The sequence below is a fragment of the Pediococcus pentosaceus ATCC 25745 genome, assembly GCF_000014505.1.
Lineage (GTDB): Bacteria > Bacillota > Bacilli > Lactobacillales > Lactobacillaceae > Pediococcus > Pediococcus pentosaceus.
In genome coordinates this window covers 508244-532318 of record NC_008525.1, presented here as the reverse complement: position 1 = coordinate 532318, position 24075 = coordinate 508244, and the positions used below count along the sequence as shown (strand labels likewise).

Annotated in this window: 25 protein-coding genes and 1 tRNA gene; 6 read left to right on the top strand and 20 right to left on the bottom strand. The window is 39.0% G+C overall.

All coding sequences use genetic code 11. From position 1 onward, the window contains the following. Window positions 1-15: 15 nt before the first annotated feature. The 7 genes from PEPE_RS02365 to PEPE_RS02335 form a co-directional block, all read right to left on the bottom strand. Entirely contained in the window at window positions 16-327 is a 312-nt protein-coding gene (locus tag PEPE_RS02365; protein WP_002834040.1) for a hypothetical protein, read from the bottom strand. A 268-nt stretch (window positions 328-595) separates the two neighbouring features. Next, complete coding sequence (gene glmS / locus PEPE_RS02360; RefSeq protein WP_011673084.1) at window positions 596-2413, bottom strand: glutamine--fructose-6-phosphate transaminase (isomerizing); 1818 nt, start codon at window positions 2411-2413, stop codon at window positions 596-598. Window positions 2414-2648: 235 nt separating this feature from the next. Further along, window positions 2649-4007 (bottom strand): phosphoglucosamine mutase, encoded by a 1359-nt coding sequence (gene glmM, locus PEPE_RS02355; protein WP_002834042.1) that lies wholly within the window; start codon window positions 4005-4007, stop codon window positions 2649-2651. An 18-nt stretch (window positions 4008-4025) separates the two neighbouring features. Beyond that, window positions 4026-4955: a CdaR family protein gene (locus PEPE_RS02350; RefSeq protein ID WP_002834043.1), complete on the bottom strand. Its 930-nt coding sequence runs from the start codon at window positions 4953-4955 to the stop codon at window positions 4026-4028. Then, entirely contained in the window at window positions 4956-5807 is an 852-nt protein-coding gene (gene cdaA, locus PEPE_RS02345; RefSeq protein WP_002834044.1) for a diadenylate cyclase CdaA, read from the bottom strand. Between the two features lie 130 nt (window positions 5808-5937). After that, window positions 5938-6840: a UDP-N-acetylmuramate dehydrogenase gene (gene murB, locus PEPE_RS02340; RefSeq protein ID WP_002834046.1), complete on the bottom strand. Its 903-nt coding sequence runs from the start codon at window positions 6838-6840 to the stop codon at window positions 5938-5940. Between the two features lie 44 nt (window positions 6841-6884). Continuing rightward, entirely contained in the window at window positions 6885-7802 is a 918-nt protein-coding gene (locus PEPE_RS02335) for a Gfo/Idh/MocA family protein (protein WP_011673083.1), read from the bottom strand. A 74-nt stretch (window positions 7803-7876) separates the two neighbouring features. Between PEPE_RS02335 and PEPE_RS02330 the strand changes: the two genes are divergently transcribed. After that, window positions 7877-8413: a 3'-5' exonuclease gene (locus tag PEPE_RS02330; RefSeq protein WP_011673082.1), complete on the top strand. Its 537-nt coding sequence runs from the start codon at window positions 7877-7879 to the stop codon at window positions 8411-8413. On the opposite strand, the gene PEPE_RS02325 is transcribed toward PEPE_RS02330, so the two are convergent. The 3 genes from PEPE_RS02325 to PEPE_RS02315 are packed head-to-tail and all read right to left on the bottom strand — an operon-like array spanning window position 8406 to window position 10061. After that, a complete protein-coding gene (locus tag PEPE_RS02325; protein WP_233418265.1) occupies window positions 8406-8948 on the bottom strand; it encodes a GNAT family N-acetyltransferase in 543 nt (180 codons plus the stop codon). The two genes, PEPE_RS02330 and PEPE_RS02325, sit on opposite strands and share 8 nt — an antisense overlap. Continuing rightward, window positions 8893-9366: a tRNA (adenosine(37)-N6)-threonylcarbamoyltransferase complex ATPase subunit type 1 TsaE gene (gene tsaE / locus PEPE_RS02320; RefSeq protein ID WP_002834053.1), complete on the bottom strand. Its 474-nt coding sequence runs from the start codon at window positions 9364-9366 to the stop codon at window positions 8893-8895. Before tsaE ends, PEPE_RS02325 begins: the two co-directional genes overlap by 56 nt. Window positions 9367-9368: 2 nt before the next feature. Then, complete coding sequence (locus PEPE_RS02315; RefSeq protein WP_002834055.1) at window positions 9369-10061, bottom strand: uracil-DNA glycosylase; 693 nt, start codon at window positions 10059-10061, stop codon at window positions 9369-9371. Between the two features lie 110 nt (window positions 10062-10171). On the opposite strand from PEPE_RS02315, the gene PEPE_RS02310 reads away from it, so the two are divergent. Genes PEPE_RS02310 through PEPE_RS02300 form a run of 3 tightly spaced genes read left to right on the top strand, consistent with a single transcriptional unit; the run spans window position 10172 to window position 12178 of the window. Continuing rightward, window positions 10172-11044 (top strand): Cof-type HAD-IIB family hydrolase, encoded by an 873-nt coding sequence (locus tag PEPE_RS02310; RefSeq protein WP_002834057.1) that lies wholly within the window; start codon window positions 10172-10174, stop codon window positions 11042-11044. A 14-nt stretch (window positions 11045-11058) separates the two neighbouring features. After that, window positions 11059-11661, top strand: coding sequence for an LURP-one-related/scramblase family protein (locus PEPE_RS02305; RefSeq protein ID WP_011673081.1), 603 nt, complete (start codon window positions 11059-11061; stop codon window positions 11659-11661). Beyond that, on the top strand, window positions 11615-12178 hold the full coding sequence (locus PEPE_RS02300) for a GNAT family N-acetyltransferase (protein ID WP_011673080.1): 564 nt from the start codon (window positions 11615-11617) through the stop codon (window positions 12176-12178). The genes PEPE_RS02305 and PEPE_RS02300 overlap by 47 nt, the downstream gene beginning before the upstream one ends. Window positions 12179-12212: 34 nt before the next feature. Here the strand turns inward: PEPE_RS02300 and smpB are convergent, their stop codons facing one another. From smpB to rpoN, 9 genes are all read right to left on the bottom strand, one after another. Then, window positions 12213-12680 (bottom strand): SsrA-binding protein SmpB, encoded by a 468-nt coding sequence (gene smpB, locus PEPE_RS02295; RefSeq protein WP_002834060.1) that lies wholly within the window; start codon window positions 12678-12680, stop codon window positions 12213-12215. Window positions 12681-12694: 14 nt separating this feature from the next. Further along, window positions 12695-15040 carry a ribonuclease R gene (gene rnr / locus PEPE_RS02290; RefSeq protein WP_011673079.1) on the bottom strand — a complete coding sequence of 782 codons (2346 nt, stop codon included), beginning with the start codon at window positions 15038-15040 and terminating at the stop codon, window positions 12695-12697. 138 nt (window positions 15041-15178) lie between these two features. Continuing rightward, entirely contained in the window at window positions 15179-15415 is a 237-nt protein-coding gene (gene secG / locus PEPE_RS02285) for a preprotein translocase subunit SecG (RefSeq protein ID WP_011673078.1), read from the bottom strand. 126 nt (window positions 15416-15541) lie between these two features. After that, window positions 15542-16864: a phosphopyruvate hydratase gene (gene eno / locus PEPE_RS02280; protein ID WP_002834064.1), complete on the bottom strand. Its 1323-nt coding sequence runs from the start codon at window positions 16862-16864 to the stop codon at window positions 15542-15544. 75 nt (window positions 16865-16939) lie between these two features. Further along, the gene (gene tpiA, locus PEPE_RS02275) at window positions 16940-17695 is read right to left on the bottom strand and encodes a triose-phosphate isomerase (RefSeq protein WP_002834066.1); all 756 of its coding nucleotides are present in this window, start codon (window positions 17693-17695) and stop codon (window positions 16940-16942) included. 79 nt (window positions 17696-17774) lie between these two features. Then, window positions 17775-18977, bottom strand: coding sequence for a phosphoglycerate kinase (locus tag PEPE_RS02270; RefSeq protein WP_002834068.1), 1203 nt, complete (start codon window positions 18975-18977; stop codon window positions 17775-17777). 122 nt (window positions 18978-19099) lie between these two features. Beyond that, the gene (gene gap / locus PEPE_RS02265; protein ID WP_002834069.1) at window positions 19100-20122 is read right to left on the bottom strand and encodes a type I glyceraldehyde-3-phosphate dehydrogenase; all 1023 of its coding nucleotides are present in this window, start codon (window positions 20120-20122) and stop codon (window positions 19100-19102) included. A 67-nt stretch (window positions 20123-20189) separates the two neighbouring features. Continuing rightward, window positions 20190-21221, bottom strand: a complete 1032-nt coding sequence (locus tag PEPE_RS02260; RefSeq protein WP_002834070.1) for a sugar-binding transcriptional regulator — start codon at window positions 21219-21221, stop codon at window positions 20190-20192. A 183-nt stretch (window positions 21222-21404) separates the two neighbouring features. Beyond that, complete coding sequence (rpoN, locus tag PEPE_RS02255) at window positions 21405-22721, bottom strand: RNA polymerase factor sigma-54 (protein WP_011673077.1); 1317 nt, start codon at window positions 22719-22721, stop codon at window positions 21405-21407. 60 nt (window positions 22722-22781) lie between these two features. Between rpoN and PEPE_RS02250 the strand changes: the two genes are divergently transcribed. Both PEPE_RS02250 and clpP read left to right on the top strand, forming a co-directional pair. Continuing rightward, window positions 22782-22853: transfer RNA gene (locus PEPE_RS02250), tRNA-Arg, on the top strand. 251 nt (window positions 22854-23104) lie between these two features. Continuing rightward, window positions 23105-23698, top strand: a complete 594-nt coding sequence (gene clpP / locus PEPE_RS02245) for an ATP-dependent Clp endopeptidase proteolytic subunit ClpP (protein ID WP_002834073.1) — start codon at window positions 23105-23107, stop codon at window positions 23696-23698. A 44-nt stretch (window positions 23699-23742) separates the two neighbouring features. Here the strand turns inward: clpP and PEPE_RS02240 are convergent, their stop codons facing one another. Then, complete coding sequence (locus PEPE_RS02240; protein WP_002834074.1) at window positions 23743-24015, bottom strand: hypothetical protein; 273 nt, start codon at window positions 24013-24015, stop codon at window positions 23743-23745. Window positions 24016-24075 lie beyond the last annotated feature (60 nt).

Below are 24075 nucleotides of genomic sequence, written 5' to 3'. Positions count from 1 at the left end.
CGACCTTTTTATGATTTAGCCACTAATATGATTTTCATGAAGGATCGCATTAAATTCTTTCATAATCCGATCGTCTTTTTGCCATTCTTCCCAAGCCGTCATGGACTCATCCGGCATCTCGTAGCGCTCCCCAATATACTTTTCGTAATTAATAACATGTTGGGAATGTGAGATATTTAATTGCAAAATTCGGACAGATTTAATATAACCACGTTCAGCGGCTAATTCAGCCCGACCATTCATCATCATATTTCCAATTTCAATATATTTAGTTCCGTCTAAGCGCGTAATCTCTTGGATTAGCGTAAATGTTTCATTACTCTTCATTGCTCTGCCTCCACTTCTACTAGTATAGTTTGCCGTAGGAGGTTGTGTCTAGTGACACTTTAGACAACAAAAAAGGATCCTGACCTTTTGATAGTCGGATCCAGCATAAGAGAGAAAGAGAATTGATTGTACAGGTAGGAGATGCGCCACTACCTTACACGAACGATGATAACGCTTACAACTATGAGTGTCAATACTGTTTAGCAATTTATCCAAAAAAATAGCGATACAGTTTAGCACCTGTACCGCTTATTTTAGATATTAACTTTTATTCGACCGTGACACTCTTAGCTAAATTACGTGGTTGGTCTACGTTATATCCACGCTGCAAACTAGCATAATAAGCTAACAATTGAGCAGCTATCACACTAACCAATGGCATCAACATTTCGTCCACTACTGGAAGTAAGATATCATCTGTAGAATTAGCCAAATCTTCACTAACCATGGTGATGACGTTAGCACCACGAGAAAGAACTTCTTGAAGATTACTACGCGTATGATCCGCCGTCTTAGATTGCGTAATAATTCCAATTACCGGCGTTCCATCTTCAATCAAAGCAATCGTACCATGCTTTAATTCACCAGAAGCAAAACCTTCAGCTTGGATATAAGAAATTTCTTTTAGTTTCAAAGAAGATTCCAAGGCAACATTATAATCCAAGCCTCGTCCAATATAAAACGCATTGCGCGTTTTTCGTAAAGTTGCTAGAGCTAACTCTTCAATCTTACCCTTCTCATCGACCACGGTTTGAATGGCATTAGCAACCTTACTCAATTGTCCCGTAATATCAAAATTGACAGCTGTAGCATTAGTCTTTTCACGTCCCATTGCTACTGCCAATAAAGCTTCTACTGCGATTTGCGCTGTATATGCTTTAGTTGAAGCAACGGCAATTTCAGGACCCGCTTCCAGCGTAGCTGAGAAGTCCGCTTCACGAGCCAATGTTGAGTTAGCAACGTTAGTAATTGTTAGGCTGGGTTTTTGCCATTCATCGTTTACTCGAACTAAAACTTGACGACTATCAGCAGTCTCTCCACTTTGACTCAAGAAGATAAAGAAGGCTTGATCTTCAATGATAGGATCGTCGTAAGCAAATTCAGAAGCTAATACCACTTCCGTAGGAGTTTTGGTAAACTTCTCAAATAACTTCTTACCCACTAATCCAGCATGATAACTGGTTCCAGCCCCAACGATGTAAAGTTTAGAAGCTTGATTAATTTGATCTAACAAAGCTTGATCAAAGTGAATATTGCCGGCGTGATCTAAATATTTAGCTTCGATACGACGGATTACAGCAGGTTGTTCATCAACTTCTTTAAGCATGTAGTATGGGTAAGTTCCTTTATCCGCGTCAGCTTGATCAATATCAACAGTGAAAGGAGCACGGTCGATCCTTTCGCCGGCTAGATTACTAATTGAAATGCTTTGAGGCGTAATCTTAACTACCTCCCCGTCGTGTAATTCAACAAATTGGTTAGTCACGTTAATCATTGCCAATGCATCACTGCAAACTACATTGAAATCTTCGCCCACTCCGATTAACAAAGGACTCTTGTTCTTAGCTACGAATAAGGTTTCTGGTAATTGACGGTCCATCAAAACAAAGGCATATGATGAATCTTTTAATAAACTAATTGCTTTTTTAAAAGCTTGTTCCGTATCCATCCCTGCTTTAGCAAAACGATCGATAAGTTGAACCACAACCTCCGTATCCGTATCGCTTTGGAAAGTAACTTCAGATAAATAGTCTTTTTTAAGTTCTTTGAAATTTTGAATTACCCCGTTGTGAACTAAGTAAAAACGGTGGTCTTCTGAAAAATGAGGGTGAGCATTTTCAATACTTGGTACTCCATGTGTTGCCCAGCGTGTGTGGCCAATTCCTGTGGTTCCCATGACATCATCCGTAATTTTTTCCTCAAGATTTTTAATCTTACCTTGAGCTTTAACCAGATGATCTTCACCATTAGCATTGCTGACATAAATTCCCGCAGAATCATATCCACGATATTCAAGTTTTTTAAGTCCATTTACTAATAGATTGGTTGTATCAGCTCTTCCAGTAACTCCTACAATTCCACACATACTACTTGCACCTCTAAATTAATATATTTAAATTTTTAAAATTGGTATATAGAACGATTATTAATATATAACGGCTTTATAGAATTGTCAAACGCTAATATTTAAAATCGGTATATATCAAATGCCGAAATAGGTATAGTAGCAATGCTTTTCGCGTATAAAAAAACTATGCCATTTTTTGCAAAATAGCATAGTTTTTTAAATTTATTCAGTTGTAGAAGTTGAATTCAACTAATTAATCCACGCCAACTTCACTTTGAACTACAGCAACAATTCGATCAACATATTGACCAACTGCTTCTTTTGTAGGAGCTTCGGCCATAATACGAAGTAGGTCTTCAGTCCCTGAAGGGCGCACTAGAACTCGACCTTCACCGTTCATTTCATTTTCAACTTTTTCAATGATATCTTTAATTGCTTGATTTTCAAGTGCTAGCTTCTTATCTTGTACTCGAACGTTAACTAATTTTTGAGGGTAAGTTGTCACATCAGCAGCTAACTCAGACAACTTTTTACCAGTTTGTTTAACCACGTACATCAATTGAATGGCGGTTAACATACCATCTCCAGTAGTATTGTGGTCTAAGAAGACAATGTGTCCGGACTGTTCACCACCAAGGTTATATCCGTCTTTAAGCATTTCTTCAACCACATAGCGGTCACCAACTTGGGTCTTAACCGAGTGCATATCATTAGCTTCTAGAGCCTTATATAGTCCTAGATTACTCATCACGGTTGTAACCACAGTATCGTCTTTCAAACGTCCGCGTTCGCTCAAGAATTTACCACAGATATACATAATCTTGTCACCGTCAACGATATTACCTAATTCATCAACGGCAATACAACGGTCTCCATCGCCATCAAAAGCAACTCCCATATCAGCGCCTTTTTCGACCACAAACTTAGCCAATCCTTCAGGATGAGTAGAACCAACTCCAGCGTTGATGTTCAAACCATCTGGATTTGTTGCCATCGTATCAAACTCAGTATTTAAGTCCGCAAATATTTGTGAAACGTAGCTACTGGTTGCTCCATTAGCAGCATCAATTGCGATATGCAAACCTTCCAAGTCATCGGGAATAGTTTGTTCAAGAAAGGCCGTATAGTTTAATCCACCTTCTGGATAATCAGTCACTGAACCTAGTCCAGTAGATGAAGGACGAGGTAAGTTGTCTTTATCAGCATCTAAAAGTACTTCGATTTCAGCTTCAAGTTCATCTGATAGCTTGTAACCATCTGAACCAAAGAACTTGATTCCGTTATCTTGAACCGGATTATGTGAAGCAGTAATCATTACACCAGCGTCAGCTTCTTGTTTACGAACAAGATAAGCCACACCAGGAGTTGTAACAATTCCCATGTCCATAACTTCAATGCCGACTGAAAGTAAGCCTGAGATCAATGCATGTTTTAACAATTGTCCTGAAATTCGGGTATCTCTTGAAACTAAAACCCGTGGTTGTTCATCATCTTTAGCATGCTTAGTTAAAACATAACCACCAGCACGGCCTAATTGAAACGCTAATTCTGGAGTCAATGTTTCATTTGCAATTCCTCGAACTCCGTCAGTACCAAAATACTTTAATTTCATTGTTAATAATCTCCTTTGTTAATTCACCTGTGTATCTGTGTTTCCGCTAGCATCAGATGTGCTTGTACTGTCGGAAGTTGCACTATCTGAGGTCGTTTGAGCTGAAGAATTAGTGGATGCATTTGAATCGGACTGGGCAGATTCATCCGTGGCACTGGAAGCATCTGAACTAGATTCTCCTGAGCTTGATTTAGAGCTGCTTGAACTGCTAGTTGAAGCTGAACTTTTTGCTTTAGAAGCTACTTTCGTAACTGGAATGGTAACATTTACTGATTGAGGCGTTAACACCACGTTTACAATGTTACCGTTTACGTCTAAAGCTTGCAATACTGCTCGAGCAGAAATATCTTCCGTTGTGTTGCTAGGAACATTAACATCTGCGACTACTTGAGAAATGCGTTCAATATCTGTAGCTGAACCTGTGGCCTGAACCTCCGTAGTTGAGGATTTAACATTTCCCATGGTGTAGCCTTCTTTGATCATATTGGTATCGTAACGATATCGAATTTCAAAGTTTTTAGTTCGTCGTCTAGCAATCGAAATCTTAGCTAATTCGGGATCAATCTTATATTTAATATCCTTTCCCAGACCCGTAACTTTATACTTAACTGTATATTTTCCAGCCTTGTAATCTTGCAAGTCCAAGTACACCTTGAAATTACGCGTGTTAGTTAAGGTCGTTACCAGCGCACTGGTTCCAGACAAAGTCACCTTTACGTTCTCTCGATAACCGCTCACTACGTACTTAGAAGTATTAACATCCAAGTCGACCGGCATGGTGATAGTAGTCGTCTTAGTCGACATCAAAGCCGAATTATTTTGATTAGAATCGCCTCCCGAGGTGCGGGTTGCGGTTAAATGATCTGTCTTTACGTATGCAAAAAGTAGGACGGCTAACACTAGCGCAATTAAGCGATATCCTAAGTTTTGTGTAAAAAGTTTTTTCACTTAGTGTCGCCCCCTTTTTCCTTTAAAGAACGACGAAATATTTTCTGTAACAGAAGCAAAGAATGGTGTCGGTCCTTCATCGGCCGTAATTAATTGCGTACGGAAATATTTTAGATACGACTCTTGTGTCATTCCGCGAATTAATTCACCATCTTTCATAATAGAAACTTCACCAGTTTCTTCTGAAACAACAATGGTAAGAGCATCGGTAACTTCACTCATCCCCACAGCCGCTCGATGACGCGTTCCTAATTCTTTTGGAATTAAGTTACTTTGTGACAATGGTAAGTAGGCTGCTGCTACCGCAATTTTATCATTTTTGATAATAACTGCCCCATCATGCAAAGGGGTATTCGGAATAAAAATATTAATTAGTAGTTCTCCCGAAACATCCGCGTCTAATGGAATCCCCGTTTCAATATAGTCATCTAGCCCTGTATCCATTTGAATTGATATTAAAGCCCCAATTCGCCGCTTAGCCATGTATTGAATCGCTTTATCCAAAGCTTTGATCAAGCTTTCTTCTGCTTCATTTTGTGAATGATTCTTAGCAAAAATCGAACCCCGACCGAGATGTTCTAATCCCCGTCGAATCTCCGGCTGGAAGATAATCACCATGGCAATTACGCCCCAGTTGATGACTTGGTTCATGATCCAATACACGGTACTTAATCCAATATACCAACTACCAACCATAATAACTACGATTACAATTATTCCACGGAATAGCTGTACCGCCTTGGTTCCTCGAAGTAACATAATTAGCTCGTAAATTACAAACCAAACCACAATTATATCGATTAAATTGATGAGGTTACTCCATGTTAATAGTTGGGACCAATTTATATCCATAACCGTCCCTCCAAATTTTATTCAACGCCCATTATACCATGGACCTGCCGTTCTTTATGGTCTTTTCGAACAAAGAAGAGTTTAGAAAATCAAATTATTTTTCTAAACTCTTCTAATATATACCAATTAATTATTTCTCTTCACCGATAATTCGAACTTCGGTTTCTAGCGTTACTCCAAATTGTTTCAAGACGGTTGCTTGAACATGATGAATCACATCCATGTAATCTGTTGCGGTGGCTCCTCCAACGTTAATGATGAAGCCCGCATGTTTCATTGAAACCTGTGCGCCCCCCACTGTAAAGCCTTGAAGACCTGCCTCATGAATTAATTTTCCAGTAAAGTAGCCTGTTGGTCGTTTAAAAACACTCCCACATGATGGATATTCAAGAGGTTGTTTCGAAGCTCGCAAACGATTCAGTTCGTCCATCCGAGCTCGAATTTTGTTAGCATCCCCTGAACGTAACTTAAAGGTTGCCGAAAGCACAACATCTTGATAATCTTGCACACTACTATGGCGGTAACCGAAATCGAGTTCATGGTTATTTAAATTTTTAATCTCGCCATCTCTCGTCAAAATTTCTGCGCTAGTAACTACTTCACTAATCTCACCATCATAGGCACCCGCATTCATAAAGACTGCGCCCCCGATTGATCCAGGAATACCAGCTGCAAATTCAAGGCCCGTTAATCCTGCTTGGTAGGCTACTTCCGTGGTCTGAATCAGTGCCGCCCCTGCTTCCGCAACAACTTCATTTCCATTGACCTGGATGTCATCCATTTTAGTTAAAATTAACGTTAACCCTCGAATACCACCATCTCGCACAATTAAATTACTTGCATTACCAATAATGGTCAATGGCGTATCCGTTTCTTTTGCCCAAAGTACTAGTCGTTTGGTTTCTGTTACTGACTCTGGAAATACCAACAAATCAGCTGGACCACCAGTTTGGGTATTGGTGTATTTTGACAAAGGCTCATGCTCTAACACTTGAACCTCTGGAAATGCATCAGCTATTGATTGATCCATCATACTTTCCCCTCTTACTTTTTCTTTTCATCTTAAAATCTCTTAGTCTATTCTATCACTTTACCTTGGCTTATTAAACGCGCGCACAACTCGTGTGAAAGGATTGCTGATGCTGGTGAAACTGGGTTTTCGGCGTGCTTTTCAAGTGCTGTTAAAAAGCTTCGCACTAACGGGTCAAATCCCCTAGTTTTCAAGTTAGTCTGCCAATCAGGAGCCTGTTGATAATGTTTAATCCCCTCTTTTTGAAGCGTTAAGGAACTTAAGTTATCCACAGTGGAAATCCCTCTTTGACTAATCACTTGGGCCATCTCGCTATTAGTTTGAGTTTGCATATCAATCATTGCTGTTCCTAACATATCTCCCTTGCGAAGATTAATTCGCGCTAAAATCAAATTACCGTCCTGTTGGATCAGTTGACCGTCGACAAATTCTACCGTTCCTGAACCCATTAAGAATTGCGTGGTATCGATTACGTGAATCATTAAATCATAAACTGCAAATAACGGATTTTGCTGCTCTAATTCACGAGTTTTAGTTACCGTAACTAAATGCTTCGCTGGTAATTGAGCTAATTGTTGATGAAAAGGCACAAACCGGCGATTAAATCCACAGGTTAATAAAACTCCTTGTTTTTCAGCGAGACGATACAATTCTCGAACTTCATCTATATCTTCTGATACTGGTTTATCCACAAAGACGTTGATTTTATTTTCCAAAAATTTCTTAATAATGGCATAGTGGGTAGCAGTTGGTGTGTGCACAAAGACTGCTTCTACTCCCTCTGTTATTAATTCGTCTGAATTAGTTGATCCATATTGAAATCCAAATTGTTTTTGAATATGAGCCAATTTCTCCGCATTACGACTACTTAAATGCCATTCAAAACGATCTTGTAACTCACTATACACCGGTAAATAGGCTTTTTGAGCAATATTTCCTAATCCGATCACTCCAACTTTAATCATCTTAATTAGCTCCTTTACTCGCTCACTTTTATTCGTTAAACTATAGGTTAAATCAATAAAGGAAAGTGATTCAATTGAACTTTATCGCAATGGACTTTGAAACAGCAGCTCCTACTCGTGCAAGCGCCTGTTCAATTGCACTGACTGTTGTTCAAAATGATGTCATTACAGACGAACTTTACTCATTAATTAACCCTGAAACTGAATTTAATTGGCGCAATGTCCAAGTTCATGGCATTCATCAAGCCGATGTGAGTGATGCACCCACATTTCCAGAACTCTGGCCCGTCGTTAAACAGTTCTTTACACCCGACAAACTGGTTGTGGCCCACAATGCAACTTTTGATAATAGTGTCCTTAAAAAAACTTTAGAACGTTATCAAATTAATCGACTACCATATCAAACACTAGATACTTTACGAACTTCCAAAAGCTTCTATCCAGATTACACCAATCATAAACTTAATACGATTTGTGATAATCTTGGAATTGATTTGCAGCACCATCATAATGCACTGGATGATAGCCGTGCCTGTGCGAATATCTTATTACATCAAGAACATCAATTTGGAGCCGATGCCTTAGCTAGTTTTATTCGTCCGATTAAGTAAGGGATAATTCCATTTTTATAATTTGACGCCCCTGACCATCCATGGTTGGGGGCGTTTTAGTTTGAAAACCTAGGTTTTGGTAAATTTGAATAGCATACTGATTATTATCCAAAACTGCTAGCCAAACTTGCTCTAACCAGCTAAATTGCTTCGCCCAGTATAAAGCTTCATCGACTAACATTGTCCCAATCCCGTTATGCCAGTAGTCTTTTAAGACACCAACGCCTAATTCAGCCCGATGCTTCACTTCATCAGTTTCGATTAAGGTCACAATGCCAATCGGCGTCTCCCCCAACTTAGCAATTAAGAGAAAATTCAATGGGCTTTGCTGGATCAAATTTAGATTTTCACCAATTTGTTCTAGACTTAACTTAGAAATTGCATCATCAAATTCAATGGAAGTTGTTTCAGATTCCAATTTTTGAATTAGTTGAACAATCCCTTGTGCATCCTCAGCTTGCCCCTCAACAAAACTAACTTCATCGGCCATTGATATTTTCCTCAATTGCTTCTTCGATTTTTTGATAATGTTCACCGTTAGGCTCCAAAGTTAGAAAACGTTTGGTATTGTCATGATTGCGATCTAAAATAACCCTTAAAAATTGATCTGGCAAATACGATTTAATATACTGTGACCATTCCACCACGGTCACTCCATCACTTTCAAAGTATTCGTCAATTCCAATATCTCCCGCACCGTCTTCTTCAAGACGATATGCATCGATATGAAATAATGGCATATTACCATCATGGTACTCATGCACAATGGTATAGGTGGGACTCTTCACGTAGCGCCGAATTCCAAGTGCTTGAGCAATGCCTTTTGTCAGTGTCGTTTTTCCGGCTCCTAAATCACCATCTAATAAGACCACGTCGTTAGCTTCCAGTAATTCCCCGATAATTTTGCCAAATTTAATCGTTTCGGCTTCGTCATTTAGTTGATAGGTTTCCATGATTATTTTTCCTCCAAAACTTCCGTTGGCAACTGCCAGTCAATTGGTGTCTCTCCCATCGCTTCAAGCGCTTCGTTGGTTTTTGAAAATGGCTTTGAGCCAAAGAAGCCCCGGTATGCCGATAAGGGACTGGGATGGGCTGATTGAATAATAATATTGCGGGATTGATCAATTAACTTAATCTTGTCGCGGGCCGCTTTTCCCCATAAAATAAACACAACGGGCTGCTCTCTTTCCGATAAGGCCTGAATCGCCGTGTCAGTCAACCGTTCCCAACCATGCCCTTGATGGGAATAAGCTTGTCCGTCACGAACGGTCAACACAGAATTCAAAAGTAGCACTCCTTGGTCTGCCCACTTTTTTAGATAACCGTGTTGGACTGGAGCAATTCCCAAATCACTTTGGAGTTCTTTGTAGATATTTTGTAACGATGGTGGAACTTGCACCCCAGGTTGCACTGAAAAACTTAGTCCGTGCGCTTGATTTTGTCCATGATATGGATCTTGCCCCAAGATTACCACCTTTACTTTTGAAAAAGGAGTCCATTCAAAGGCTTGAAAAATATGGTACATGTCAGGATGAATATTTTGAGTAGCATATTCATGTTTCAAAAACTCATGCAATTTAGCATAATATGCTTGTTCAAATTCACCTTGTAAAACATCTTGCCAATCGTTATGGATTATTTTTTTCATTTCGTAACTCCTTAATACAATTTTATTACTTCTATTCTAACTGATTTAGTAAAAAAAAAGCTATGTCATGTTAGAATTAACATAAATACATGGATTGGATGTGCTTATAAATGATTTCAATTATCGCTTCAGATATGGATGGAACACTTCTTAACGAAGAAATGCAGATTTCAAGTGCCAACGCAGATGCTATTAAAAAGGCCCAAGCTGCTGGGGTTCATTTTGCAGTGGCCACTGGTCGTGAATATCGTGAAGCCAAACCTTTGCTTGAAGCATACGGACTATCGGTCCCACTAATTACTTTAAACGGAGCCGCTGTTTTCGACGTCGATGGTAAAGCTTTAGATATGGTTCCTATTACTAAGCCATCAGCCGTCTTGATCATGCATCAACTAGAAAAAGCCGGTCTTTACTATGAAATTACAACTAACCAAGGCGTCGTTTCTAATAGTCGCACTCGTCGAATTCAAACCGTAGCTCATTTGCTTGAAACGGTTAACCCAGACACACCTTTCAAATTAGCAGTCGCTATGTCATCAGCACGGGTGGAACTAATGAACATTCGCTACGTGGATGATTACCAAGTTTTAATTGACGATCCGAAGATTCAAGTGCTTAAACTTGTGGCTTTTGGTGAAAATGGACAAAAGGGGTTGCAACCCGTTCGTGAAGCTTTACATGCTAAAGTTGATGTTGCCATTTCATCTTCTTTTGAAAATAACATCGAAATCAATAATCCCCGTGCCCAAAAAGGAATTGCGGTTCAACACTTTGCTGATGAATTGAACGTTCCCATGTCACAAGTAATGACCATCGGTGATAATATGAATGATGCTTCTATGTTAAAAATCGCTGGTGTTAGTTACGCCATGGGTAATGCGATTCCGGAAATTAAAAAACTTGCTAATCATCTGACCGTTACTAATAATGAAAATGGGGTTGCTAAAGCCATTCTTGAGCAACTTGATGAAAACCATCAGTAAAACGAGGCTATGCTATGCGTAGATTTTATCTAAAAAGCCAAGGACTCGAAAATAAGGGAGCTACCATTGTCAGCGATGAAAAGCACAACTCCAAATATCTTTTGGTCGGTAAATGGGGCATTAAAAACGACGCTCTCTCGGTTTATGATTTAAACGGAAAATTGGTTTCAGAACTAAAGCAGGTATCGGTTGGTAAACTGCCTAAATTTGAACTCTTTTTGCAAGGTACCAAGGTAGGAACCGTTACCACTCCCATCGGTTTTATCCGTGGATTTCTTTTAGTCCATAACTTGCATTGGTGGATTGCCGGAGATACTGTAACCTGTCATTTTAAAGTTTTCCACGGAATTTCAACTATTCTAGAAATTAACCGGGTTCAAATCAATGGTAGTGCCTATATTGAATTGAATGTTTTTGACCAAGAACACCTCCCTCTCTTTATTTGCTTAGCGGCTATTTTAGATCGCTGGATTCAAAAGCGTCCTCCGCTACGCGAACCTAAATTAGTTCGGACTTGGAAAATCAATTCCGACGCAACCAGTTATGACAATTTTTTAAAGGAGAATTTACATGAAAATAACCAAAGCTTCCACTGCCGACATTCCAGCGGTGATTGAATTACTCAAGATTATCTTAGATGAAATGGAACTACCATTTTACTTAAATAATGATGCAGACGAGGTTACCAAACTCTTTGTTGAAACTTTTAAAAGCCCGACTTATGCAGAACATGCAGACATCATTGTTGCTAAAAATGAACATGATGAAGTAGCCGGCGTGGCTTATGGCTATCCAGGGGCCCATGAAGATATTTTAGATGAGGAGTTTCAAAAACACTTTGATCAAGTAAAGCTACCAGCTCAACCAATTTACGAAGATCCAGAAGCGGATGCTGACGAATGGTACCTAGATTCATTGGTAGTCAATCCCAAGTTCCAGAACATGGGAATTGGAACTCAACTGCTTAATGCTCTACCCGAATATGCTCAAAAACGTGGTCTTAAAAAATTAGGTTTACTAGTTGATGATTTAAATCCTAACGCTGAACGTTTATATCGTCGTTTAGGCTTCAAAAATGATCATGAACAAGTTGTATCTCACCATAATTACCAACATTTAAAAAAATCAATCTAACAAAAAAAGAGATTATCCGCTGGATAATCTCTTTTTATCTATTCTTTAAGGCTCGATCGATTTCCCGTTGTTGATCACGCTTCTTTAATGATTCACGTTTATCGTATTCGTGTTTACCTTTGGCAACTCCGATTAGGACTTTGGCAAAACCATTTTTTAGATACATCTTCAACGGTACGATGGTGATTCCCTTATTTTTGGTTTCTTCTTGTAACTTCAAAATTTCTTTTTTATGCAATAAAAGTTTTCGGTTACGGAAGGGATCATGGTTAAATTGATTTCCTTGTAAATATTCATTAATTTGAACGTTCATGAGGATGGCCTCTCCGTGCCGGATCTGTACATATCCATCTCTCAACGTTACTCGCCGATCTCTGATGGATTTAATTTCCGTCCCCGTTAAAACCATTCCCGCTTCCATCGTACTTAATATGGAATAATCATGACGCGCCTTTTTATTTTGGGCAAGTGCTTTATCATTGGACTTTGGTTTCTTAGCCATAACATAACCTCCTCTTATTTCTTATGAGAAGTATTTTTAGAAAACTTCTTGACCGTTTTATCTTTGTAAAATGGTTTTCCGTTTCGATTTCCTGATTTATTGTTGTTCTTTCCGCTAGGCTTTTGACCGTTACGACGCGGACCACGGTTAAATTGTTGACGCGGTGGAAGTTGAATATCACTCTTAGGTGTTTTTTCTGGATGCAATAATTCAAAATCAACTTCAGATTGATCCTTATCCACTCGCATTAATTTAATCTCAACTTCTTGACCAATTTGGAATGTACGGTGGGTATTCCGTCCGACCAAGGCCATCTGTTTTTCAACATATTCATAGTAGTCATCCTTCATGGTACTAATATGAATTAGTCCTTCAACCGTATTTTCCAATTCAACGAATAAACCAAACTTCATTACTGAACTAACTACCGCATGGAATTCTTCTCCCACATGGTCAGCCATAAATTCAGCCTTCTTCATTCCATCAACATCACGTTCTGTGTCGATTGCTCGACGTTCTAACTTGGAAGTATGATCGGCAATTTCTGGAATGCTTTCAACATATTTCGCTTGTGCTGCTTCACCAGTACCATTTTCGGCATAATGACGAATTAAGCGGTGCACAAATAAGTCCGGATAACGGCGAATTGGTGAAGTGAAATGCGTATAATACTCAGCAGCCAATCCAAAATGACCTAATGATTGAGCATCATACTTAGCTTGGCGCATACTACGAAGCATCATTACTGAAATCATTGCTTCTTCTGGAGTCCCAGCAATCTTCTTAAGCACGCTTTGCAGCATCTTAGGCTTCAGATCCTTGGTGCTTCCTTTAACTACGTGTCCAAATACAGATAGGAATTCAAAGAAGGTTAACATTCTTTCGCTATCGGGAGTTTCATGAATACGATATAAGAATGGCACATGAGCCTTATAGTAGTGCTCAGCAACCGTTTCATTAGCTGCCAACATGAATGATTCAATCATACGTTCTGAAGTCCCACGCGTCCGTAATTTAATGTCAATTGGATGTCCGGTTTCATCAACGATGATTTGGGCTTCTTTATCGCTAAATTCAATTGCTCCACGTTGCTTACGCTTCTTAAGCAAGATTTTGTGAAGTTCGCCCATCATTTCAAACATAGGCACTAATTTTTCATAACGTGCCATAGTTTTTTCGTCTTTAGATTCCAAAATCTTATTAACATCGTTATATGTCATTCGAGCATCTGATTCAATTACACTTGGGTAAATCTTATGGTTAACTACGTCTCCTTCAGGCGTAATTTCCATTTCACAAGTCATCGAAAGCCGTTCAACATTAGGGTTTAATGAACAAATTCCGTTAGAAAGCTTACGTGGCAACATTGGAATTACTCGGTCAGTCAAGTAAACACTTGTACTTCGACGATATGCTTCTTTATCTAAAGGAGAACCTTCTTTAACATAGTGAGAAACATCCGCAATGTTAACTAATAAACGGTAATTTCCATTATCTAGTTTTTTAAGACCTACAGCATCATCAAAATCTTTGGAATCATCCCCATCGATTGTGACCACTACTTCATTAGTTAAATCAACGCGTCCTTTTTTCTCTGCATCTGTTACATAGTCTGGAATCGAAGCAATCTCTGCTTTGACATCATCTGGAAATTCAGTTGGTAACTCATGTTGATAAACCACTTCTAAGATGTCCACTCCTGGATCATCCTTATGACCAACCGTCTTTTCAGCAACCCCGGCAATTAACTTAGGAGAATTAGGCTTAGGATATTGCGTAACTTGGGCCGTGATCACTGAACCGTCAGTTGGTTGAATTCCGCCTTCTAGAACATCGAATTGATATGAAGACATTTTCTTGTCTTTCAAATTGATATGACCTAAAACATTCTTCTGTGGTTCAGGAGCAAATTCAAAAACCCCCACCGCTTGGGTAAAGTGGCGACTTGTAATCTTCTTAACAATTCCTTCTGGTCCGCGATCGTCACCCTTCTTAGATGGACGAGTAATTTTTACATCAACTTCATCCATATTTAAAGCATACGCTGTATGATCTTCACTAATATAAATGTCAGGAATTTCATCCTCTTCTACTGAAACAAATCCGAAACCACGATCATTAGCATGGAACACACCATGAACTAATAATTGATTTTTAGGACGAGCAATTTTAAATTTGCCATCTTCCGTTATTTCAACTTTTTTAGAACGTTCCATTAATGCCAATTCCTTAACTAAGGTGTTAAACACACTGGCCCCTTCTAAATTTAAACCCTTAAAAAGTTCCTCAGCAGTTAACTTTTGGGTTGGTCGTTGTTGCAGATAATTAATAATTAAAGCTTGTAATTTGTTTATTTCCATTTCTTACCTCATATTTTTGTATTTATTAAATAAAAAAGCTAAAGACAAAACTAATTTCGTCTTTAGCCGTTCCTAATGATTCCGAAATCTAAATTTCAGAATTTGCTAAATGCAATTTTTTTGTTCAATACGATCTCTCTAGTATGCAGATACGTAAACCATTGCAATGGTGACAGCAAAAAACAAGAAAAGCAAGACTGCAGTTACTTTTTGCATAAATGCTTCAAATCCACGTGGTTTTTGCTTTGCAAATAGGTCACCAGCACCACCCGTTAATGAAGACATCGCGCTGTCAGTCTTAGCCGGTTGCATCATAACCGCAATGATTATAAACACTGACAGAATCAATAGAATTGTCATCAGAAGTGAATACACAAGATGACCTCCTTCATGTTCTTAATAAGTTCCAGTACTAATTTAACATATTTGAGCCTGAATTCCAATTTAATAACAAAAAAAGAGGCGGACAAAATGTCCGCCTCTTTGATTGACCTAATTTAATTACTTGTTGCTGATTTCTTCACGAGCGTCAGCACTTAGGTTGTAGAATGAGTTAATACCCTTGTATTCTGCAACGCCTTCAAGTTGGTCTTCAATACGCATTAATTGGTTGTACTTAGCAATACGGTCTGTACGACTCATTGAACCAGTCTTAATTTGACCTGCATTTGTAGCAACAACTAAGTCAGCGATTGTTGTGTCTTCTGTTTCACCTGAACGGTGAGAAACGATAGCTGTGTAACCAGCTTCTTTAGCCATTTCGATAGATTCCATTGTTTCTGTAAGAGTACCGATTTGGTTAACCTTGATAAGGATTGCGTTAGCAGCACCCATCTTGATACCTTTAGCAAGGTATTCTGTGTTTGTAACGAAGAAGTCGTCACCAACAAGTTGAACTTTCTTGCCAAGTTCTTTAGTGATGCTTGCCCAGTCGTCCCAGTTGTTTTCATCGATAGGATCTTCGATAGAAATGATTGGGTATTTGTTTACTAAGCCTTCAAGGTACTTAACGAATTCTTCAGTAGTGAATTCTTCACCAGTTGACCAGCGAAGCTTGTACTTCTTGTCTTCGTCGTTCCAAAGTTCTGAAGCAGCAACGTCAACTGCAATAGCAACGTCCTTACCTGGTTTGTAACCAGCCTTTTCAATAGCCTTGATTAGGTATTGAAGAGGTTCTTCATTGTTAGCAAAGTCAGGAGCAAATCCACCTTCATCACCAACTGAAGTAGCTTTGCCATCAGCTGACAAAAGACTCTTCAAAGCATGGAAAGTTTCTGAACCCATACGGATAGCTTCTTTAACAGAAGGAGCACCAACAGGCATGATCATGAATTCTTGGAAGTCCACTTTGTTTTCTGAGTGAGCTCCACCATTGATAACATTCATCATTGGTGTTGGAAGAACATGAGCGTTTGAACCGCCAATGTAGTTGTATAGAGGAACTTGTAGTTCATCTGCAGCTGCACGAGCAACAGCAAGTGATACACCTAAGATAGCGTTAGCACCAAGCTTACCCTTGTTAGGGGTACCGTCTAATTTAATCATTGCCTTATCGATAGCGATTTGGTCTGTAACTTCAAAACCAACGATTTCTTTAGAAATAGGACCATTAACGTTAGCAACAGCCTTTTCTACACCTTTTCCTGAGAAACGGTTCTTGTCGCCATCACGAAGTTCAACAGCTTCGTGTTCACCAGTTGAAGCACCAGAAGGAACGATTCCGCGACCGAAACCACCATCTTCAGTATAAACCTCAACTTCAACAGTTGGGTTACCACGTGAGTCTAGGACTTCGCGTGCGTAAATATCAGTAATAAGTGACATTTTAAATATCTCCTCACATTTTTAAATCTGCTTAACGCAGTTCAACTATTATTATATTATATTTCCTTAATTATATTAACCCTTGTAGTTAACTAATTCTAGGAATGATTCTGGATCAAGTGATGCTCCACCAACAAGTCCACCATCAATATCTTCTTTGCCCATTAATTCAGCAATGTTAGCAGGTTTTACACTACCACCGTATTGAATACGTACTTTGTCAGCAACAGTTTGATCGTAAAGCTTAGCAACTGTTTCACGAATTACGTGACAAACTTCTTGAGCTTGATCACTTGAAGCTGTCTTACCAGTACCGATAGCCCAGATTGGTTCGTAAGCGATCACTGATGCAGCAACTTGTTCTGCAGTTAAATCTTTAAGAGCGTTTGTGATTTGACCAGCAACCCATTCATTAGTTTCGCCAGCTTCACGTTGTTCAAGAGTTTCTCCACAGCAAATGATTGGTGTCATGTTGTTGTTGAAGATTGCCTTAGCCTTCTTGTTAATATCTTCGTCAGTTTCACCGAAGTATTGTCGACGTTCTGAATGACCGATAACAACATAGTTAACGCCCATTTCGTTTAAAGCCTTAGGACTTGTTTCGCCAGTGAAAGCACCTTCGTCTTCGAAGTAGCTGTTTTCAGCAGCAGTCTTTAGTTGTTCATCTTTTGAGAAAGCTACTAAAGTGCTTAAATCGATAGCAGGAGCAGCAATAACTGATTCTACTACAGAAGCATCAGGTAACTTACCTTTGATAGCATCCAAGAATTCTTGAGTTTCTTGGGGGTTTTTGTTCATTTTCCAGTTTCCAGCAATAATTGGAGTACGCAAAATAAAACATCCTTTCCGAATTACAGGTTATGTAGCAGAAAAGAAGAATCAACTGATTCTTCGATTTCTACAACTTTAATTATTTGTTTGAAATAGCAGCGATACCAGGAAGTTCTTTACCTTCAAGGTATTCAAGTGAAGCTCCACCACCAGTTGAGATATGTGTCAATTGGTCGCCAACGCCTAATTGCTTAACAGCAGCAGTTGAGTCACCACCACCAACAATTGTTGTAGCGTCTGATAATGTACCTAAGAACTTACCAACTTCAAGTGTACCGTTAGCATAGTTGCTCATTTCGAATACACCCATTGGTCCGTTCCATACAACAGTCTTAGCATCTTTAAGGACATCCTTAAATTCTGCAACTGACTTAGGTCCAATATCAAGAGCCATGTAACCATCAGGAATATCGCCTTCGACAACTTTGTTAGGAACATCGTTATCAAATTTTTCAGCAACGATACTGTCTGAAGGAAGAACAATCTTGTCGCCACCCTTAGCAAGGATTTCTTTAGCAACATCAATCTTGTCAGCTTCAACAAGTGAGTTACCAATGCTCATGCCTTTAGCAGCGTAGAATGTGTATGTCATACCACCACCAATAATAACTTTGTCAGCTTTATTAAGTAAGTGATCAATTACACCAATCTTGTCAGAAACCTTTGCGCCACCTAAAATAGCAACAAATGGATGCTTAGGTTCGTCAACAGCTTCACCCAAGAACTTGATTTCTTTTTCCATAAGGAAACCAGCAGCAACTTGCTTGCCGTCAGCCTTCATTGCTTCAGCAACACCAACGTTTGAAGCGTGGGCACGGTGAGCTGTACCGAAAGCATCGTTTACGAACATGTCGCCAAGTGATGCCCAGTATTTGCCAAGTTCAGGATCGTTTTTACTTTCCTTCTTGCCATCTAAGTCTTCAAAACGTGTGTTTTCGAACAATAATACATCGCCGTCGTTCATGCCATTAACAGCATCTTCAAGTTGTGCACCGCGTGTTACAGGAACAAATGTAACTGGTTTGCCAAGAAGATCTGAAAGGCGTTGAGCAACTGGACGAAGAGTCAATTCTTTTTTGTCTTCTTCAGTCTTGATACGACCTAAGTGAGAGAAAAGAATTGCCTTTCCACCGTTTTCGATAATGTATTTAATTGTTGGAAGAGCAGCAACGACACGGTTGTCATCACCAATCACACCATTTTTAACTGGCACGTTAAAGTCAACGCGCATCAAAACTTTCTTGTTCTTAACATCTAAATCTGAAACAGTTAATTTAGCCAAGAGAATTTCCTCCTAAATCATTAATAAATTATTTTTTCTAAAAAAAGGGACGGAGGAAGTGACCTCCCTCCGTCCCTAGACCGATTAGACGGTTTGAAATCTACAATTTTTAAGAATTAATCTTAAAGAGTAGCAAATTTCAATAAAGTACGTACCATTTGGCAAGTGAAGCCGTATTCGTTGTCGTACCAAGCAACAGTCTTAACTAATTGCTTGTCGCCAGCTTTAGTAACTTCTGTTTGTGTTGGGTCAAAGATTGAGCCGTATGTTGTGCCAATGATGTCACTTGATACAACTTCGTCTTCGTTCCAACCGAATGATTCGTTACCTTCTGTATGCTTCTTAATAGCAGCATTAACTTCTTCAACTGTAACGTCCTTGTCAAGGATTGAAACAAGTTCTGTCAATGAACCGTCAACAACGCTAACACGTTGTGCATGTCCTTGTAACTTACCGTTCAATTCTGGGATAACAAGACCGATAGCCTTAGCAGCACCAGTTGAGTGAGGAATTGTGTTTGCAGCAGCAGCGCGTGCAGCACGGAAGTTTCCACCACGAACAGGTCCGTCAAGAAGCATTTGTGTACTTGTGTAAGCATGAACTGTTGTCATTGTACCAATTTGTACGCCGAATTCTTCGTTTAAGAAGTAAGCCATTGGTGCAAGACAGTTAGTTGTACATGAACCAGCTGAAACGATACGGTCGTCAGCAGTTAAAACATCATCGTTTACGTTGTAAACAACAGTCTTAAGATCTGAGCCAGCAGGTGCTGAAACCAATACACGTTTTGCACCAGCATCTAAATGAGCTTGTGATTTTTCTTTTGATGTGTAGAAACCTGTACATTCAAGTACGAAGTCAACACCGTCTTCCTTAACCCAAGGAATATCTTGAGCCTTTGGTTCAGCGTATACACGGTATTCTTTGCCGTCAACGATAATTGAGTTATCAGTTGCACTAACTTCACCAGCAAAAGTTCCATGTGTTGAATCATATTTAAGCAAGTGTGCTAATAAAGCAGGACTTGTCAAATCGTTGATAGCAACAACTTCGATGTCATTTGATTTTGCACCCAATTCGTGGATACGACGGAATGCTAAACGACCAATACGGCCAAAACCATTAATACCAATCTTTACAGTCATAAGTAAGATTTCCTCCTTTAGGAATCTAAAAAAATAATTTATTTTAAAAAGTTAAGTCACAATGGCTTTACTTTTTTAAAATCGCGTTTGCTGCACCTTCATCAGTAATTAAAATTGTCTGATGCGGTGCGATTTTCATGTACGACTCAATAGCCTGAGCCTTGTCATGACCACTAGCCACGGCGAATACATGATTGAAATGCTGAACATCATTCAGCTGTAACCCAATTCGATGAACTTGATATAGGATGCGTCCTTCTCGATTATAGAAAGATCCAAACGCTTCCCCCACAGCCTTGGCTTTTCGAAGGTAACTTAGGATTTCTTCGTTAACTCCTCGACGTCTGGCCATATCGCCAGCTTTACCAATACCATGGATAGCAACTCCTGCGTGACTAATTAAATCCAACACAGGTTTTACAGTCGGTTCATTTAAAAGGGGGTGGTAAGTGCTCTCACTCAATTGTTCCGGGATGTATAATGACTTGGCTTCACCTCTAGTACGCTTAGCCATCAAAGCCGCAACTGAATTAGCTTGTTTATCAACTGATTCACCAATTCCACCACGACCCGGTACAAAGGTTAGCTTTCGATTGTTCGAAAGCTCTGGCGACAACTGCATGGCAACCGATGCCATGGTTGAACCGCCCATTACCACTATAGTATTATTACCCTCTGGCAACAATTTTGCAAGTGCATCATTTAAAATTGTTCCGAGTTGTTTTGTGACCGCATCTCCGTCAGCACGATCTCCCCGAACGATAAAACATCTTTCGATGTCCAAACGTTCCGCCAATAGCTTTTCTTGGCTAGTTAAGCCTAAGAATCGGTTAGCTACAGGTTCGAGACCATTCATAACGCGCCGGCCCTCATCAGAAAGCATCATTCCAGCCTGCGAACTCGTCAACAATCCTTGTGTTTTTAACACATCAGTTTGTGATCTTAGCACGCGTTCGCTGAGATGTAGATGTTCCGATAAAACTCTTCTCCCAACCGGAGCAAGCAGATCGATTGATTTTAAGATATCAAATCTCTGTAGAAATTCACCAATCAAACCTGGAACAACAGATTCTAATAAATCCATCTCATTATCATCCATGTTATCTCCTGTTGTGGGACTTGTTTTGTCCAGCAGTGCCACAAAACGACCCAACAAATTAAAAATAAATGGCACACAAACTCAAGAATTAACTTTTGTTGTATACCTCACTTACGAATTAAATTATAACAAGCCCCCATCTTTTTTGCAAATTTAAACTCAACTTATTTGGGGCTTTTTAAATTAATCAAATCGCTTGCGTTTTGAAGAAGATGGAATCCCAATGGCTTCGCGGTATTTGGCGACGGTTCTCCGCGAAATCGCAATCCCACTTTCTTTTAAATTTTTCTCAATTTTCGAATCAGAAATAGGTTTTCTTTTATCCTCTTCATCGATAATTTTTTTAATCTTTTCTTTTGCTGCATCTGCTGAAACATCACTTTCACGATTAACAGCATTACTAAAGAACGATTTCAGTTCAAACGTACCAAATGGGGTTGCAATATATTTACCGTTAACAGCACGAGATATTGTTGATTCATGTAAATGTAATTTATTCGCGACATCTCTTAGAAGCAACGGTTTTAGCTCTTTACTTTGATTCATAAAGAATTCACTTTGCTTTTCAAAGATAATCTTTCCAACTCTGAGAATGGTATCTTCCCGTTGACTTAAACTCTTCGAAATCCAGTCGTATTCTTTCTTCTTCTCCGTGACATAAGCTTTGACCTCTTCATCAACGTTTTGAAGTTGTTCAAAATAATGTTGTGAGAAGCTGACTTTAGGACGTGAAGCCTTAGACTGTAGTAATTGAGGTTCACCATTTTCAATGCTAAAGATTAAATCTGGAATAATATAACTATGCTCTTGTTTTCCAAATCCTGCTCCGGGGTTAGGGGTTAATGTTCTGACATAATCAAAAACCGCTTGGACATCACTCAATTGAATATCATATTTTTTAGCGATTTTATCCCATTGACGATTGACTAAATCTTCAAAAGATTCTTCCAAAATCAAATAAGCTTGTTCTGGAGAAAATGTATCATTTTCAGTTTGAAGCATTAGACACTCTTGGAGCGAGCGAGCCCCCACGCCAGGCGGGTCCAACTGTTGGAGTAAAGTTACCGCATCGATCACGGCAATTTCATCTGCACCGGTCTTTTCAATCACTGCTTCATTGGATATTCCTAAATACCCATTATCGTCAACATAGTCTAAAAGCAACAATACTAGGCGTCTTAATGGCGTATCTCGCATGGTTAAATGAACCTGATCTAATAAGTAGTCGAACAATGATTGTTCCGTATCGCTAGCAATTTGGTTCATAAATGCCTCGTGTCGATCGGAATCACCTGAAATCTTACTGGTTGGCTTTTCAGCAGCCATTTCAACCGTAATAAGTGGATTATCCATTTCTTTTTGTTTGAGAAAATCTTGAAGCTCTTCAACGTTATATTGCAACATCTGAATCGACTGTTGTAGGGTCTGCGTCATTGCTAAACGTTGGATTTGCTTTTGTTGTTGAGTTTGATTTTGACTAAATCCTTGTTTTATTGCCATAGTAATTCTCCGCAATTATCTTGTTTTTTCTTCTGTCCTACTGTAAAATCAAATTGTTAGGCGCCGTTAGTGTAATGGATAGCACGTGAGATTCCGGTTCTCAAGCTGAGGGTTCGACTCCCTCATGGCGCATTACTTAGCGAATTTATGCATAAATTCGCTTACAACTGCATTATATACTACTATTTATTCAATAGCTACAACCATTGTCTCCTGGTACATTAGACGCTATATGCAATCTGGTCGAAAATTTTCTCCGGCTAGGTTGTTTTTTATTTTAAAGAGTAAAAATATTTGACCTTTTTTGACCAATGATATAAACTATAGCCATGTTAGTTATTTAACAGGAAATTTTTTACGATAATAAAGGAGGTTACTAAGTTATGAACTTGGTCCCAACAGTTATTGAACAATCATCACGTGGTGAACGTGCTTATGATATTTACTCACGACTATTAAAAGATCGAATCATCATGCTATCAGGTCCTATTGACGATGATTTAGCAAACTCAATCATCTCTCAACTACTCTTCCTTGATGCACAAGACTCAGAAAAGGATATTTACCTATACATCAACTCTCCTGGTGGAGTTGTTACCGCCGGTTTAGCTATTTACGATACCATGAACTTCATTAAATCTGATGTTCAAACAATCGTAATGGGAATGGCTGCTTCAATGGCCAGTGTGCTTGCTTCATCTGGTACAAAGGGTAAACGTTTTGCTCTACCTCATTCAGAAGTTATGATTCATCAACCTTCTGGTGGAGCTCAAGGTCAACAAACTGAAATTGAGATTGCTGCAGAACAAATCTTGAAGACTCGTAAAGAATTGAATACGATTTTAGCTGAAAATTCTGGACAACCTCTTGAAAAGATTAATATTGATACTGAACGTGATAACTATCTATCAGCTCAAGACGCCGTTGAATACGGTTTGATTGATGGTATCATGGAAAAAAATGCTAACTTAAAATAATTAGTGGCATAAAAAAGACATCGGAAAAATTCCGATGTCTTTTTTTATTTTCCTAGTGCACTTTTCATCATTTTGTAACGAAATTCGAAAATTTCTTCGGCAATTTGTGCTTCGCCTTCAATTTCCTCTTCGAGGGCTGAGAAATTCTTTTCAATGTCAGCATGCGGATAGATGTATTTTTCAGGATCTTCCTCATTTTTACTTGCTAACCAATCCCAATAATTATCTTCAATAAGATAACCACTTGGCAAAACTTTAGTAATAGTCCCCAATCTTCCATCCCAAAGTTGTACAAATTGAAACTCTGAATATTTCATCTTCCATTCATCCTTTCCCCATATAATAAAAAGACTGTAACACAGATTGTATGTTCCAGT